We start from the raw sequence: 15,162 nt of genomic DNA, 5'->3' as shown, positions 1-15,162 counted from the left end.
CTCAGGTGGTCTGCGACCGGGCGTCAAGCCATGCCTGCAAGATCTCCACTGCGGCGGCCTGGTCGACCACGGCGCGCTGTCGCTTGCCGCGAACCCCCCGTTGGGAGAGCATGCGGCTCGCGGTGACCGTGGTCAACCGTTCGTCGTGAAAGCGCACCGGGATCGGGGCGATCCTGGTGGCCAGGGCTTCGGCGTAGGAATGCGCCGAATCGGCGGCGCTGCCGTGCCGCCCCGCGAGCGTCTTCGGCAGGCCGATCACGACCTCGACCACCTCGTGCTCCGCGATCAAGCGGGCCAACTCCGCCAGATCGCTGCCCGCTTCCTCATCGCGCTGGAGCGTCACCAGCGGAGTGGCCAGCATCGGCGCCGGATCGGTCAGCGCGATGCCGACGCGCACCGCGCCGACGTCCACACCGATCCGGCGTCCCGCCCCGGGGTCCGGGGCGTCGGCGGCCGGGCCGACGCCCCGATTTCCTGACGTCACCCCTGAACCGCCTTGTCGAGTTCGCGGCGCAGCGCGCCGATCGCGGCCGTCACGCCTGCCGGGTTGGAGCCGCCGCCCTGGGCCATGTCGGGCTTGCCGCCGCCACGCCCGTCGACTTCCGCGGCGAACGAGGGCACCAGCTTGCCCGCGGCCAGGCCGAGGTCCCGCGCGGCGTCGTTGAGGCCGACGACGAAGGAGACCTTGCCTTCCGAGGGCTCCGCGGCGAACAGCGCCACGACCGCCGGGCGGCCGGTGAGCCTGCCGCGGATCTCTCCCACCAGGGCGCGCAGCCCGCCGCCGTCCACGCCGTCCGGGACCTGCTCGGCGACCAGGCTGACGCCGTGCACGTCGCTCGCGCGGCCGGCGAGCTCGCCAGCCGAGGACAGCACCTGCTGCACGCGCAGCTGCTGGAGTTCCTTCTCCGCGCCGCGCAGCCTGCTGACCACACCGGCGATGCGTTCCGGCAGTTCCTCGGCCGGGACCTTGAACTGCTCGGCGAGCTGGGTGACCAGCAGGTGCTCCATGCTGATGTGGCGCATCGCGTCCATGCCGACCAGCGCCTCGACCCGGTGCACGCCGGAACCCACCGAGGAGTCCGCGACGAGCTTGACCACGCCGAGCTGGCCGATGCGGTTCACGTGCGTGCCACCGCACAACTCCCGCGAGTAGTCGCCCATGTCGACCACCCGGACCTGGTCGCCGTACTTCTCGCCGAACAGCGCCATCGCGCCGAGCTCCATCGCCTTGTCCATCGTCGTGGTGTACGACGAGACCTCGACGTCGTTCTGCAGGTAGGCGTTGACCTCTTCCTCCACGCCGCCCAGCACCGAGGCCGACACCGAGCTGGGCGCGGTGAAGTCGAACCGCATCCGGCCCGGCGAGTTCAGCGAACCCGCCTGCGCCGCGCGCTTGCCGTAGGCACCGCGCACCGCGGCGTGCACCAGGTGCGTCGCGGAGTGGGAGCGCTCGATGGCGCGGCGGCGATCGCGGTCCACACCGGCCTCCAGCATGGTGTCCACGCCCAGCTCACCGGAGACGACCTTCGCGCGGTGCACGAACAGGCCGGGCACCGACCGCTGCACGTCCGAGACGCGCACCTCGACGCCGGGGCCGACCAGGGTGCCGGTGTCGGCGATCTGGCCACCGCCCTCCGCGTAGAACGGGGTGCGGTCGAGCACCAGCTCCACCTCGGTGCCCGCGGCGGCCGACTTCGCCGGAGCGCCGTCGACGAGCAGGCCCAGCACCCGGCTCTGCGACTCCAGGTCGGTGTAGCCGATGAACTCGGTGGTGCCGTGCTGGTCGAGCAGCGTCCGGTACGTCGAGAGGTCCCCGTGGCCGGTCTTGCGCGCCTTCGCGTCCTCCTTGGCGCGGCGGCGCTGCTCGCCCATCAGCTCGCGGAAGCCGTGCTCGTCGACCGACAGGCCCTGCTCGGAGGCCATCTCCAAGGTGAGGTCGATGGGGAAGCCGTAGGTGTCGTGCAGCTGGAACGCCTTCGCGCCCGGCAGCTGGGACGCGCCGGACTTCTTGGTGTCGGCGACGGCCACGTCGAAGATCTTCGAACCGGCGGTGAGCGTAGTCAGGAACGCTTCTTCCTCGTTGCGGATCACCGAGTCGATGCGCTCGAAATCAGTGCGCAGCTCCGGGTAGGCCGGGGACATCGCGTCCCGCACGACCTGGGTGAACTCGCCCAGCACCGGTTCCTGCACGCCGAGCAGCCGGGTGGAGCGCACGATGCGGCGCAGCAGGCGGCGCAGCACGTAGCCGCGCGCCTCGTTGCCGGGGGTGACGCCGTCGCCGACGAGCATCACGCCGGAGCGGGCGTGGTCGGCGATCACGCGGAACCGCACGTCGTCCTCGTGGTTCGCGCCGTAGCTGCGCCCGGAGAGCTCCTCGGCCTTCGCGATCACCGGGCGCACCAGGTCGGTCTCGTAGACGTTCTCCACGCCCTGCAGCAGGCACGCCACCCGCTCGACGCCCATGCCGGTGTCGATGTTCTTGGTGGGCAGTTCACCGAGCAGCGGAGCGCCCTTCTTGGGGCTCTCCTCCCCCCGGATGTCCTGCATGAACACCAGGTTCCAGATCTCGATGTAGCGGTCCTCGTCGACGTTCGGACCGCCCTCGACGCCGTAGGCCGGGCCGCGGTCGTAGTAGATCTCCGAGCAGGGACCGCCGGGACCGGGCACGCCCATGTCCCAGTAGTTGTCCTCCGCGCCGCGCACCTGGATGCGGGCCGGGTCGATGCCGGTGGTGTTGCGCCACAACGCGGCCGACTCGGTGTCGTGCTCGTAGACGGTGACCCACAGGCGCTCGGGGTCGATGCCGTAGCCGCCGTCGGCGACCGAGGAGGTCAGCAGCTTCCACGCGTGCTCCATGGCGCCTTCTTTGAAGTAATCGCCGAAGGAGAAGTTGCCCGCCATCTGGAAGAACGTGTTGTGCCGGGTCGTCTTGCCGACCTCGTCGATGTCGCCGGTGCGCACACATTTCTGGATGCTCGTCGCGCGCGGGTACGGCGCCGGGGCGTCACCGAGGAAGTACGGCTTGAACTGGACCATCCCCGCGTTCACGAACAGCAGGGTGGGGTCGTCGAGGATCAGCGAGGCACTGGGCACCACGGTGTGGCCGGTGCTGCGGAAGTGCTCCAGGAAGCGGCTGTGGATCTCGTGGGTCTGCACGGTGGTTCCTTCGAAGGGTGCTGCGGAGTCGGGGGCGGGGCTGCGGCGGGACGTGGCAGGCGGGGCGTTCGGGGAACCGGAGGAGTTCGCCACCGGCGGGCCGGTGCGGACCGGACCGGTTCCCCGGAACGCCCGCCGTTCAGCGTTCCGCCCGGCGAGCTCGCCGAGCCGGTGCGCGCACACCATCACCGGCCGGGCGCCCCCGGCCTTCCGCCGGGCGAGCGTCGATCGCGTCGGTGTCGAACCGCCGCCGCGGCATCGCGGTGCCGTCGACGACGTCCTGCAACTCCTGCTCACGTTCGCTCATCCCGGCGCGCACGTCCGCGCCGAACGAGCCCACGGCACCCGCGAGCTCGCGCATCGCGCCGCCGAGCTGCTCGGCAGCGCCGCTCGGGGTCGCCTTGCGGGCGGTCTCGTTGACCTTGCGGGTCAACGCGATACCGGCCGCGATACCGGCCCCGAACCAGAACATCCGCCTCACTTGCGTCCTCCCTTGCGGCGGGAGTGCTTGCCCCACGGCTCTTCCTTGCGCTTGCGGCGAGCTCGCAGAGCCTTGCTCACCCCGTACGAGAAGGCCGCGGTCTTCACCAGTGGGCCACCCAGTGTAGCCGTGAACAGCGACGACAACGCCGAGACGTTGCCGCTGACCGTCTTGGCGTTGGCGGTGATGCCGTCCACCCGTTCCAGCTGGGTGTTGACGTGCGTCAGCGTCGAGTTGGCCCCGGTGAAGATCGGGTCGGTGTTCTCGTGCGCCTTGCGGATCGCGACGGTCGCCTCGTCCAGCGTTCGGCCGAGCTTGACCAGCGGGATCGCCAGCAGCACGACCAGCAGCACGAACGCGCCCGCGACGATCAGCGCGGCGATCTGCGTGGGCGTCACGTGCCCTCCCGGTTTCCACGTGGTTTTCCTGCCACCGGCAAGGATTCACCGGTGTCTTGATCGCGCGCCAGGTTACCGTGCCACCCCGCGGCGGGCGCTTCCGGTGCGTCGGCGCGTCCGGCGGTCAAGCCTCCACCGGGGTGACCGGGCCGTTCCCCGTGAGGACGCCGACCACGTTGCGTGCCGCGAGTTCCGCCATCGCCGTGCGCGTCTCCACTGTCGCGGACCCCAGGTGGGGGATGAGCACCGCGTTCTCCGACTCCAGCAGTCCGGGGTGCACCGCCGGCTCTTGCTCGAACACGTCCAGTCCGGCCGCGGCGATCCGGCCTTCGCGCAGCGCCTCGGCCAGCGCCGCCTCGTCCACGACCGGGCCGCGGCTGGTGTTGACGAGCACCGCGGACGGTTTCATGGTCGCCAGCGCCGCCGCGTCGATCAGGTGCCGGGTCTGCTCGGTGAGCGGGCAGTGCAGCGACAGCACGTCCGCTTCGCGCAGCAGCTCCTCCCGGGTCAGGTACCGGGCGTCGAGTTCGGCCTCGACGTCGGCCGCCGCCCGGCGGCGTCCCGCGTAGGCGATCCGCATGCCGAACGCGCGGGCCCGGCGCGCCACGGCCTGCCCGATCTCACCGAGGCCGATGATGCCGAGCGTCTTGCCCTGCAGGCCGGTGCCCAGCATGAATCCGAGGTGGAAGAACCACGGCTGCCCGGAGCGGATCAACCGCTCGCCCTCGCCGAGCCTGCGGGTCGCCATCAGCAGCAGCCCGAACGCGAGGTCGGCGGTGGCGTCGGTGAGCACGCCGGGCGTGTTCGTCACGGTGACGCCTCGCGCGGCCAGCGCGGGCACGTCGAGGTTGTCGTAGCCCACGGCCACGTTCGCGACGACCTTCAGCTGCGGGCCCGCCGCGTCGGCTACGGCGCCGTCCACGCGGTCGCCGAGCATCGTCACGAGCCCGTCGGCGCCAGCCACGACCTCGCGCAGCTCCCCCGGCTCCAACGCCTGGTCCCGCTCGCACACGTGCACCTGACCGGCGCCGCGAAGCAACTCCTGAGCTGCCTCGGGAACGTTGCGGGTGACCACGATGCGCACGGCGACTCCTCGGTTGACTGCTTCGGGTTGCTCTCGCGACGGGCTCACCCGCCGCGGACGATGCCGCGCAGCTTGGGCACGCGCTCGCCCAGCACTCGTTCCGCGCCGCGCCCGGTCGGCTCGTAGTAGTCGGTGCCGACCAGCTCGTCCGGCGGGTACTGCTGTTCCAGCACGCCCTCCGAGCGGTCGTGCGGGTACTGGTAGCCCTTCGCGTTGCCGAGCTTCTTCGCCCCGGCGTAGTGCCCGTCGCGCAGGTGCGGGGGCACCGTGCCGGACTTGCCCGCCCGCACGTCGCCCATCGCCGCGTCGATCGCCATGATCACCGCGTTCGACTTGGGCGCCGTGGCCAGGTGGATCGTGGCCTGCGCGAGCGCGAGGCGCCCCTCCGGCATGCCGATGAACTGCACGGCCTGCGAGGCGGCGACGGCGGCCTGCAACGCGGTCGGGTCGGCCATGCCGACGTCCTCGCTGGCGTGCACCACCAGGCGGCGCGCGATGAACCGCGGGTCCTCCCCCGCCTCCACCATGCGGGCCAGGTAGTGCAGCGCGGCGTCCACGTCGGAGCCGCGGATCGATTTGATGAACGCGCTGACCACGTCGTAGTGCTGGTCGCCGCCTCTGTCGTAGAGCACGGCGGCCCGGTTCACCGTCGCCTCCACGGTGCCCAGGTCGATCCGGCCGGAACCGGTGGAGCCCGCGGACTCGGCGGCGGCCTCCAACGCGGTCAGCGCCCGGCGCGCGTCGCCACCCGCCAGCGCCACCAGGTGCTCCAGCGCGTCCTCGTCGAGTTCGAGCGCCCCGGCCAAGCCGCGTTCCTCGGCGACCGCGCGCCGCACGAGTTCCCGGACGTCGTCCTCCTCCAGGCTGCGCAGCTGCAGCACCAGCGACCGCGACAGCAGCGGAGCCACCACGGAGAAGTACGGGTTCTCGGTCGTCGCGGCCACCAGCAGCACCGTGCGGTCCTCGACGGCGCCGAGCAGCGCGTCCTGCTGGGTCTTGGAGAACCGGTGCACCTCGTCGATGAACAGCACCGTCGCCTCACCGGAGCGGCCGAGGCGGCGGCGGGCCTCCTCGATGACGGCGCGAACCTCCTTGACCCCGGACGACAGCGCGGACAGCGCCACGAACCGCCGTCCCGTCGCGCGGGACACCAGGTTCGCCAGCGTCGTCTTGCCGGTGCCGGGCGGGCCGTAGAGCAGGATCGACGCCGGGGCCGCGCCCTCCACCAACCTGCGCAGCGGCGCACCGGCGCCCAGCAGGTGGTCCTGGCCGAGCACCTCGTCCAGCGAACGCGGGCGCATCCGAACCGCCAACGGCGCGTTCTCGGCCAGCCGCTCCCCGGCGCGATCTTCGGTCTCGGCGCCGAACAACCCCTCGTCGAACAGGCCGTCACTCACGTCGCCGACGCTACCCGCCGCCCCCGACACGACCGCGCCAGAGGTCCTCCCGTGGAGCACCTCCGGCGCGGCGTGCGGTTCATCGAGGTCAGCTGACGCCCGCGGGCATCGCCACCTCGGTGCGGGCGTTGTCCCGCTCGCGTTGCGCGACCCAGTTCTCGACCGCCTGGTGGCACGCCTGGTCCAGGTGCCGGACGGTGCTCAGGTCGAGGTGCACGCTCTTGTCCGCCGGAACGTTCTCCAGCCGCTCCAGCAACCGCGGCAACCGGAGGAAGGTGGCGTTGCCGCCGAACTCCAGGCGCAGGTGGCCGTCGTCGTGCTCCTCCTCCTTCACCGACAGGCGCGAGACGTCGAACGCGGTCTTGATCACGGCGGCGCCGAGGCCGATCAGGGTGCCGATGAGCAGGTCGGTCGACACGATCATCACGGCGGTCAGCACGAGGATGAGCGCCTCGGGCCGGTTCGTCCGGATCATCTCGACGACCTTGTTGAGCTCCAGCAGCTTCCAGCCCGCCTGGATCAGCAGGGCGGCCAGCACCGCGGTCGGGATGTACCCGAGCAGCCCCGGAAGCGCCATCACGAACAGCAGCAGCCAGACGCCGTGCAGGACGCGGGACATCTTCGTCTTCGCGCCGGCGCGCACGTTGGCGCCGGAGCGGACGATCACCGCGGTCATCGGCAGCGCGCCCAGCAGACCGCAGGCCGCGTTGCCCGCACCCTGAGCGAGGAGCTCCTTGTTGTACTGCGTCTTCGCACCGTCGTGCATCCGGTCCACGGCGGCGGCGCTGAACAGGCTCTCCGCCGAAGCGATCAGCGCGAAGGTCACCATCGAACCGATCACGGCGGGCGTGACGGCCGAAGCCCACGCATCGCCGGTCGGGATGTTGATCGCGTCCAGCAGCGAACCGACCTCGGTCATCTTCAACGGCAGCGAGAGCGCCCACGCGGCGGCGCTGACCAGCACGACCGCGACCAGCGGCGCGGGAATCCCGCGGACCTTCTCCGGCATCTTCTGCCAGCCGAACAGGATCACCAGCGTCACCACCGCGACGCCGAGCCCCGCCTGCCCCTGCGGCGTGGTGAACATCGCCGCGACCAGGCCGGGCAGCCCGGTGAACTTCTCCGCGGTGTGCGCGGGCTGCTCCAACCCGCCTACCGGGTAGAGCTGCCCGAGCATGATCACGAGGCCGATGCCGGCGAGCATGCCCGTCACGACCGAGGGCGAGATCGCCCGGAACCAGGTGCCGATGCGGCCGATGCCCATCACGATCTGCAGCACACCGGCGCCGAGGACGATCACGCCCAGCGTGCCGAGGCCGTGGTCGGACACCGCCGAGGCCACCAGCACGGTCAGACCGGCGGCGGGGCCGCTGACCTGCATGGTGCTGCCGGGGAGCAGCCCCACCACGATGCCGCCGATGACACCGGTGATGATGCCGAGCTCGGCGGGCACGCCGGAGGCGACGGCGACGCCGACGCACAGCGGCAGGGCCACCAGGAACACCACCAGCGAAGCGGCGAAATCGGCCCCGAAGGTCCCCTTCGGCCACTGCGGAACTCCGGCACCGCGTCCCTTCTTCGAGGACGCGTCGAGTTGAGCGGTCACTGTGCACTCTCCATCAATGTCTTGGTTGATCAGGTCGCCGCGGCACCTGCGGGAGGCGGCGGCAGGCGGGAGGGCGGATCAACGCCCGAGCACGAGCGCGCCACCGCGGGGTCCGCGGCCGGCGATCGGCTCGTGCCGTCCCGCTCGGTGAATCGACGCCCCGCGAACACGAGGCATCGACGGCGATTCGCCGGTGCGCGCTCGTTCGACGAGCGCGCACCCGGTCGGATCCGCCTTGAGGTATTCGGTTCAGCGAACTACGCCGTACGGCGTTCGAATAGCGCGCGATCGGTCACGATCCGCGCCGGACCGGTCACAGCGGGAGGAAGTCCACATTTCCGGTCTGGTCCGGAGTCCGATCCGGGGAGCGGAAGACGAGACCGGTGTCGATCTCGTAGAACCAGCCGTGCACGCGCAGGTCCCCGTTCGAAACCCGGTCGCGGATGAACGGGTACTCGAACAAGGTGTCCAGCTGTTCGCGGACGTGCGCTTTGCTCTCCGAGCGCACTCCCGGTTCCGGGGAGTTCAGCGCGGTGGTCGGCGGTTCGCCGGTGCCCAGCCAGGTCCGCATCGCCGGAAGCTGCTCGAGGCCGTGACCTGCCGCGCACTTGGCCGTCACCGCACCGCAGTGCGAGTGCCCGCAGACCACGATTTCCGGCACCTTCAGCTGCAGCACGGCGTATTCGATGGTCGCCATTTCGCTGGACGCCGAATCCGGCACGTAGTGCGGCACCACATTCCCCGCGGTGCGCAATTCGAATAGTTTTCCGGGTTCCGCTCCGGTGATCTTGGAGGGCATCACCCGCGAATCTGAACAGGTGATGAACAACGCCACCGGCTGTTGACCCGTGGCGAGTTCCCTGCGATGTGCTTCGGAGACCATGCGGGGGTGCCGCCGGGCATGGTCCACCAGGTGTTCGAAATTCATGGCGCCGCCTCACTGGACGTAAGAAAGGTCATGGACGTTCGGACGTATCCGCATCGCGGATACGTGCTCAGTGCCGATAGACCTGGAGCACGGCGGGCGCATGTCTTTCCCGGACGCAGTTCGCACCCGGCTGGGAGATCGGGTGCACCGCCTCGCTGGAGGCGCAAGGGGCGTGCCGCGCGGCCAAGTCCTGCTGGAAGACCTTGGGCAGCGGCCCGAACGGCTCCGGCTTCCGGTCCTCCCGCCGGGACGGGGAGGCGGACATCGGGCGCTGGCGGAGCTTCTCGCTGTGCTCCTTGATCTCGTTGGTCTTGATCTCCGAGGTGTTGCGCACCGCCAGCTCCGCGCACAGCGTCGACTGGAACGGCACCACGACCGCGAGCAGAACCGTGAACAGCAGGAACAACCCCGCCCTCACGATCCTGGTGCGCATCATGCCTCCTGGAGAAACCTGTTCGAACCCGCGGCCGACGGAGAACGGGGGCGACGATGCCCAGCCGAGGTGTCCCGAATGCCGGCGGTTTCGTCCCGCCGCAGCGCGGGACCACTCACTCCGGCGCCTGCAGCCGGCGCACCGCCCTCGCTTTTGAGGGAACGGGCTACCGGTTGCTCGACACAACCTATCCGATGCCCCCAGTGTAAATGCAAGGGTGATCATCACCCCAAACATGAAGAAAGATTAATGCACTAAAACCGCTTCACTCACCTAGCCGCAAGCGGGACACCCGTTCACCGCCTGGACATGCGCGTTTCGCTACATGTTCTCCACCTGCTCGGGTACTTCGCGCCCGAACGAGTGGCCCCGAACAGGCCCAAGTTGCGAAAAGGTGAGCGCTGAACTAAATCCGCGTATCCGCAACACGGTAGTGGTACTCGTGCGACAACTCGAAACCGCATCTCGCGTACAGCCGCACCGCGGGCTCGTTGTCCGCCGCCACCTGGAGGAACAGCTCCGCCGCGCCCGACTCCCGCGCCCACCGCGCACCCGCGCGCAGCACGGAACGGGCGATCCCGCGCCTGCGGAATCCCGCGACCGTGGCCATGCAGTACACCGCGCACCACGAACCCCGCACCGCGAACAGGCCGACCCCCGCGGGCACGCCGTCGACCTCGGCGGTCGCGAAGCGGACGGGGCCGCCGATGGCGGCCAGCGCGGGCTCCGCGCGTCCGCCCGCCGCCACCGAGGCGGCCAGCCAGCCGGGCGTCGGCTCCGCGTCCAGGCGCACCCGCACGTCCGGAGCCGCGGTGTCGAGCACCCCCTCGGAGGTCAGCACCCGCACCGGCCCGTCCCGGCGGAACCCGCGCGCGGCCAGGTGCTCGTCCAGCTCCGCGTGCCACGGCATCGGGCCGACCTGCACCAACGGCGGCGCTTCACGTTCGACGTAGAACCGCACCAGCTCGTCGACCGAGGATTCGAGGTCGCGGACGTGGCGCGGGGGCAACGCCGAGTTGGAACGGCCGCGGCGCAGCCGGTCGCAGTGCCGCAGCAGCCAGCCCTCCGACTCCAGCACCGTCGTCGCGGGCCACGTGTCAGCAGCGGCCCGCTCGACCTCGAAGATCCGATCGACCGCGCCGATCGCCGGCGAGCACGAGGTCGAACCGCTCACTTCTCCTCGTCGCGGAACGCCGGGTAGCGCAGCAGCTGCAGCGCGCCCGCGCCGAACCGCTCCACCAGCGCGTCGACCATCGCCGAGGCGTATCCGGCCAGCTGCGGCTCACCGCAGTCCACCGCGTCGTCGCGCAGCTTGCGCCAGCGGTCCACCAGCGCCGTGCTGCGGCGCGGCGACGGCATGTGCAAGTCGATCGGCCGGTCCGACTCCCCCGTGCGGGGCAGGAACCACCACGTCGACACCCACACCCACAGCACCTGGGCGTTGAACAGCCGCGGCATCAGCACCGCGTCGTCGTCGAGCTCCGGCCACACCTCGGCGATCTCGGAGCGCCAGGTCGCCAGCATCCCGTCCGCGAGGTTCTCCGGCAGCGAGTACGAGCACCACGACGACGGGAACGGGTACTGCAGGTAGGCAGCGTCCAGCGCGACGTCGCGCACGCAACCCCACTCGAAGTCCAGGAACCGCACCCCGGTCCCGGTCACGAGGCTGTTGTCCGGGCAGATGTCCGACGGGCTGAAGGAGCGGTAGCGGCCCTGGCTCAGCAGCTCGGCGGCCGTCTGCAGCCGCGACACCACCTCCGGCGGCGTGCTCACGCCCAGCGACTGCTCGATGAGTCCGGGCAGATCGGTCAGCGACCGCACGATGTCGTCGGCCACCGGGTCCGTCCAGGACCGCGCGCCCACCCGGCGCATCAGCGCGTCGAAGTCGGCTTCGCGGCCTGCCAGCGTCGTGTGCAGCCTGCCCAGCGCCCGAGCCCAGGCCAGCAGGGCGCGCTCAGCGGCCCGCGGGTCCTCGCCGAACAGCACGTCCGCGAGCGTCGAGCCGCGGCCCAGGTCCTCCAGCACCAGCAGCCGCCGGTCGGCGTCGTGCGCGATGAGTTCGGGGCCGACGCGGATCTCCGGGGGCAGCGCCGTCGCCAGCTGGCAGCTCGCCGCCTCGTGCGCGAACGGATCCGAGCGAGCCTCTTCCGGGCAGTCGCCGTAGTGCTTGAGCACCAGGGTGCGCGGCAGTTCGTACGGCGTCTCGGCGACCCGCACGCGCAGCACCACCGAGCGCTCGCTGCCGCCCAGGTCCTCGGCATCGGCTAGGCGGACCGGAGCTCCCATGCGCTTGCTGAGCACGGCTTCTGCGGTGCCGACGGTGTCGGTCACCGTGGTGCTGCCGGGCACTCGGACCTCCGGAGGGCCGGAAGTGATCTCCACGCTCATCGTCTCCAGACACTACCCCCACAACCTGAACCCGAATGGGCAAGACCGGTCAAGTGCGCCACCGTTCGTAGTAGCGCGCGCACCGTTCGCGCTCATCCGGCTGAATCACAGCCACCCCGACGAGTGCGCGAGGACGCCCACCCGACGTCGCCGCGCACCGGCCCGGCTCTCCCACGTTGACCCTGACGGAGCCGGGGGACGCTCGCGTTGCATCCGTGAGAAGAAAGCTCGAACGGCCGCGGGCGAACGGCCCGGCGCTCAAGCGATCGGCACCGCCGAATCCCCGGCGCGCCTGCGCGACGAGCGCACCAGCAGCACCAGCGACGCCGCGACCACGATCCCGGTGAGGTTCACCGCGAGCTGCGCCGTCGACGCCAGGAACCGGTCCCAGGCGCCCAGCGTCGCGGCCACCGCGGCGTACCCGGCGGCGGGCACCGTGGTCACCGAGATGAACACGCCGACCAGCACCGCCGACTTCGCGGAGGTCAGCGACAGCATTCCCGCCGCCCCGGCCAGCAACGACACGACGAGCGAGGCCCAGCCGACCTGGTAGACGAACGCCACCTGGTCGTTGTCCGCGAGCGAACCGGGGCTGATCAACCCCAGCGCCTCACCCACCAAGGTCGCGCCCACGGTGATCACCATCGCTACCGGGAACCCGACGCCCAGCGCCAGCAGCGCTTGCCGAACGAGTTCCCAGCGGCGCCGGGCGATGCCGACCACGACCGCGGCCAGCGGGCCGAACTCGGGACCGACCACCATCGCGCCCACCACGGTGACTTCGGAGTCGGTGATGACCCCGACCGCGGCCAGCAGGCAGGCCAGCGCCAGGAACGCCACGAACGTGCCGCTGAGCCGGGCCTCTTCACCTGTTCGGGCGATGAGGTCGTCCCAGACCACGGCGTCCGACGGGTCGCCGGGCGCCGCCCGCTCCGCCTGCTCCGCACGCTCGGACAGCACCGTCCCGCCGTCGGTGAGCTGCACCGCGCCCACCTGGGCGAGCTCGTCGGCGGCGATGGCGTCGAGGACGTCGTCGGCGGCCTCCCGGGCCACGTCGGCTTCGATGACGTCGCCGGGAGGGTCGAGCGCCGCCTGCGGGAGCAGGCACAGGTGGGCGGTGCCGCGCTGCTCGCGCAGCACCGCCAGCACCTGCTCGGTCCGCTCCGGTGGGCTGACTATCCGCAGGTGCAGCACGACGAACCCCGCCTCGGCCTCGGAAGTCCTTCCGGACTGGTCCTCGTTCGCCGTCCCGTCAGCGGCGGACCCGCTGCGGTCCGGCTGAGCGACCCACGACGCAGACCATTCTGAACGGACTTCTCAGCTCTGCTCTTCGGTCAGCTTCTCGGTGGGCACCGAGTCCTTCGGCTTCACCTCGGGCTTCGCGTCCACGCCGGCTTCCTTGCGCTGCGCGTCCGTGATCGGCGCGGGCGCACTGGTCAGCGGGTCGAAACCGCCGCCGCTCTTCGGGAAGGCGATGACCTCGCGCAGCGAGTCCGCCCCGGCCAGCAGCATGCAGATCCGGTCCCAGCCGAAGGCGATGCCGCCGTGCGGGGGCGCGCCGAATTTGAACGCGTCGAGCAGGAAGCCGAACTTCTCCCGCGCCTGCTCCTCGGAGATGCCCAGCACCGAGAACACCCGCTCCTGCACGTCGCCGCGGTGCACGCGGATGGAGCCGCCGCCGATCTCGTTGCCGTTGCAGACGATGTCGTAGGCCCAGGCCAGCGCGTTCTCCGGGTCCTGGTCGAAGTCCTCGGCCCAGTCCGCGTTAGGCGCGGTGAACGGGTGGTGCACCGCGGTCCAGCGACCGGTGCCGACGGCGACGTCGTCGGTGTCGGCGATGGACTCGAACATCGGCGCGTCCACCACCCACACGAACGACCAGGCGTCGTGGTCGATGAGGCCGCAGCGCTCGCCGATCTCCAGCCGGGCCGCACCCAGCAGCGCTCGCGAGGGGGCGCGCTCGCCCGCGGCGAAGAACACGCAGTCGCCCGGTGCCGCGCCGACGGCCTTGGCGAGGCCTTCGCGCTCGGGCTCGGAGAGGTTCTTCGCCACCGGGCCGGACAGCGTGCCGTCCTCGCCCACCAGCACGTAGGCCAAGCCCTTGGCGCCGCGCTGCTTCGCCCAGTCCTGCCAGGCGTCGAGCTGGCGCCGCGGCTGGCTCGCGCCGCCGGGCATGACGACCGCGCCGACGTAGGGCGCGCGGAACACCCGGAACGGGGTGTCGGCGAAGTACTCGGTGAGCTCGGTGAGCTCCAGCCCGAAGCGCAGGTCGGGCTTGTCGCTGCCGTAGCGGGCCATCGCGTCGGCGTAGGTGATCCGCGGGATCGGGGTGGTGATCTCGTGCCCGATCAGCTTCCACAGCCCGGCGATGATCTGCTCGCCGAGCTCGATCACGTCGTCCTGCTCGACGAAGCTCATCTCGACGTCGAGCTGGGTGAACTCCGGCTGCCGGTCGGCCCGGAAGTCCTCGTCCCGGTAGCAGCGCGCGATCTGGAAGTAGCGCTCCATGCCGCCGACCATGAGCAGCTGCTTGAACAGCTGCGGCGACTGCGGCAGCGCGTACCAGCTGCCCGGCTGCAACCGCGCCGGGACCAGGAAGTCGCGGGCGCCTTCCGGAGTGGAGCGGGTCATCGTCGGCGTCTCGATCTCGACGAAGTCCCGCTCGTGCAGCACCTCGCGGGCGACCCGGTTGACGTCGCTGCGCAGCCGCATGATCTTGGCCGGTCCGGCGCGGCGCAGGTCCAGGTAGCGGTGCTTGAGCCGGATCTCCTCGCCGACCTCGAGGTGCTCGTCCAGCGGGAACGGCAGCGGCGCGGCCTCGGAGAGGACTTCGAGCTCGGTGGCGTAGACCTCGATCTCGCCGGTCCCGATCTCGGCGTTCTCGTTGCCCTCGGGGCGGCGCACGACGTCACCGGTGATGCGGACGCAGAACTCCGCCCGCAGCCGGTGGGCGCGCTCGGCCATCTCGCCTTCGCGGAAGACCACCTGGGCGACACCGGAAGCGTCACGGAGATCAATGAAGATCACTCCACCGTGATCGCGACGGCGCGCCACCCAGCCTGCCAAGGTGACGGACTGCCCGGCATGACCGGCGCGAAGCGATCCGGCCTCGTGCGTGCGCATCACGGGTACTGAGCTCCTCTTCGAGTTCGAGTCGGCTGGCGACGACTGAGCGAGGCGTCCGCCAGGGTGCACACGACTAGAGGTGCCCGTCCTGCGCGGACGCAATGGGAGGTCAAGGTTATCCAACGGGGCGGGGAGGCCGTCCAGCAGGTTTCCGCGCGGCGTGTT

The 15,162-nt window shown here is 71.0% G+C and carries 13 protein-coding genes; all 13 read right to left on the bottom strand.

Going from position 1 to position 15,162, the window contains the following annotated elements; genetic code table 11:
• Nucleotide 1: 1 nt before the first annotated feature.
• Entirely contained in the window at nucleotides 2-484 is a 483-nt protein-coding gene (gene ruvX / locus OOZ19_RS19095) for a Holliday junction resolvase RuvX (protein ID WP_266091487.1), read from the bottom strand.
• Nucleotides 481-3,156, bottom strand: a complete 2,676-nt coding sequence (alaS, locus tag OOZ19_RS19090; RefSeq protein ID WP_266091486.1) for an alanine--tRNA ligase — start codon at nucleotides 3,154-3,156, stop codon at nucleotides 481-483. The genes ruvX and alaS overlap by 4 nt, the downstream gene beginning before the upstream one ends.
• 139 nt (nucleotides 3,157-3,295) lie before the next feature.
• Nucleotides 3,296-3,637 carry a hypothetical protein gene (locus OOZ19_RS19085; protein ID WP_266091485.1) on the bottom strand — a complete coding sequence of 114 codons (342 nt, stop codon included), beginning with the start codon at nucleotides 3,635-3,637 and terminating at the stop codon, nucleotides 3,296-3,298.
• Complete coding sequence (locus OOZ19_RS19080; protein ID WP_184478127.1) at nucleotides 3,634-4,035, bottom strand: DUF948 domain-containing protein; 402 nt, start codon at nucleotides 4,033-4,035, stop codon at nucleotides 3,634-3,636. The genes OOZ19_RS19085 and OOZ19_RS19080 overlap by 4 nt, the downstream gene beginning before the upstream one ends.
• A 124-nt stretch (nucleotides 4,036-4,159) precedes the next feature.
• The gene (locus tag OOZ19_RS19075; protein WP_416309463.1) at nucleotides 4,160-5,119 is read right to left on the bottom strand and encodes a 2-hydroxyacid dehydrogenase; all 960 of its coding nucleotides are present in this window, start codon (nucleotides 5,117-5,119) and stop codon (nucleotides 4,160-4,162) included.
• Nucleotides 5,120-5,163: 44 nt separating this feature from the next.
• Nucleotides 5,164-6,516, bottom strand: a complete 1,353-nt coding sequence (locus tag OOZ19_RS19070) for a replication-associated recombination protein A (RefSeq protein WP_266091484.1) — start codon at nucleotides 6,514-6,516, stop codon at nucleotides 5,164-5,166.
• An 88-nt stretch (nucleotides 6,517-6,604) separates the two neighbouring features.
• A complete protein-coding gene (locus OOZ19_RS19065; RefSeq protein WP_266091483.1) occupies nucleotides 6,605-8,122 on the bottom strand; it encodes a SulP family inorganic anion transporter in 1,518 nt (505 codons plus the stop codon).
• Nucleotides 8,123-8,435: 313 nt separating this feature from the next.
• Complete coding sequence (locus OOZ19_RS19060; RefSeq protein ID WP_266091482.1) at nucleotides 8,436-9,050, bottom strand: carbonic anhydrase; 615 nt, start codon at nucleotides 9,048-9,050, stop codon at nucleotides 8,436-8,438.
• Nucleotides 9,051-9,117: 67 nt separating this feature from the next.
• Entirely contained in the window at nucleotides 9,118-9,486 is a 369-nt protein-coding gene (locus OOZ19_RS19055) for a hypothetical protein (RefSeq protein ID WP_266091481.1), read from the bottom strand.
• Between the two features lie 403 nt (nucleotides 9,487-9,889).
• Nucleotides 9,890-10,657 carry a GNAT family N-acetyltransferase gene (locus OOZ19_RS19050; protein WP_266091480.1) on the bottom strand — a complete coding sequence of 256 codons (768 nt, stop codon included), beginning with the start codon at nucleotides 10,655-10,657 and terminating at the stop codon, nucleotides 9,890-9,892.
• Nucleotides 10,654-11,871: a phosphotransferase gene (locus OOZ19_RS19045; protein WP_266091479.1), complete on the bottom strand. Its 1,218-nt coding sequence runs from the start codon at nucleotides 11,869-11,871 to the stop codon at nucleotides 10,654-10,656. Before OOZ19_RS19045 ends, OOZ19_RS19050 begins: the two co-directional genes overlap by 4 nt.
• A gap of 258 nt (nucleotides 11,872-12,129) precedes the next feature.
• Nucleotides 12,130-13,065, bottom strand: a complete 936-nt coding sequence (locus tag OOZ19_RS19040) for a DUF389 domain-containing protein (RefSeq protein ID WP_266091478.1) — start codon at nucleotides 13,063-13,065, stop codon at nucleotides 12,130-12,132.
• Between the two features lie 123 nt (nucleotides 13,066-13,188).
• The gene (gene aspS, locus OOZ19_RS19035) at nucleotides 13,189-14,997 is read right to left on the bottom strand and encodes an aspartate--tRNA ligase (RefSeq protein WP_266091477.1); all 1,809 of its coding nucleotides are present in this window, start codon (nucleotides 14,995-14,997) and stop codon (nucleotides 13,189-13,191) included.
• Between the last annotated feature and the right edge of the window lie 165 nt (nucleotides 14,998-15,162).

It is taken from the genome of Saccharopolyspora sp. NFXS83 (assembly GCF_026241095.1).
Taxonomy (GTDB): Bacteria; Actinomycetota; Actinomycetes; order Mycobacteriales; family Pseudonocardiaceae; genus Saccharopolyspora_C.
The sequence above is the reverse complement of the archived record's forward strand: the minus strand, read 5'-3'. Positions and strand labels throughout refer to the sequence as shown.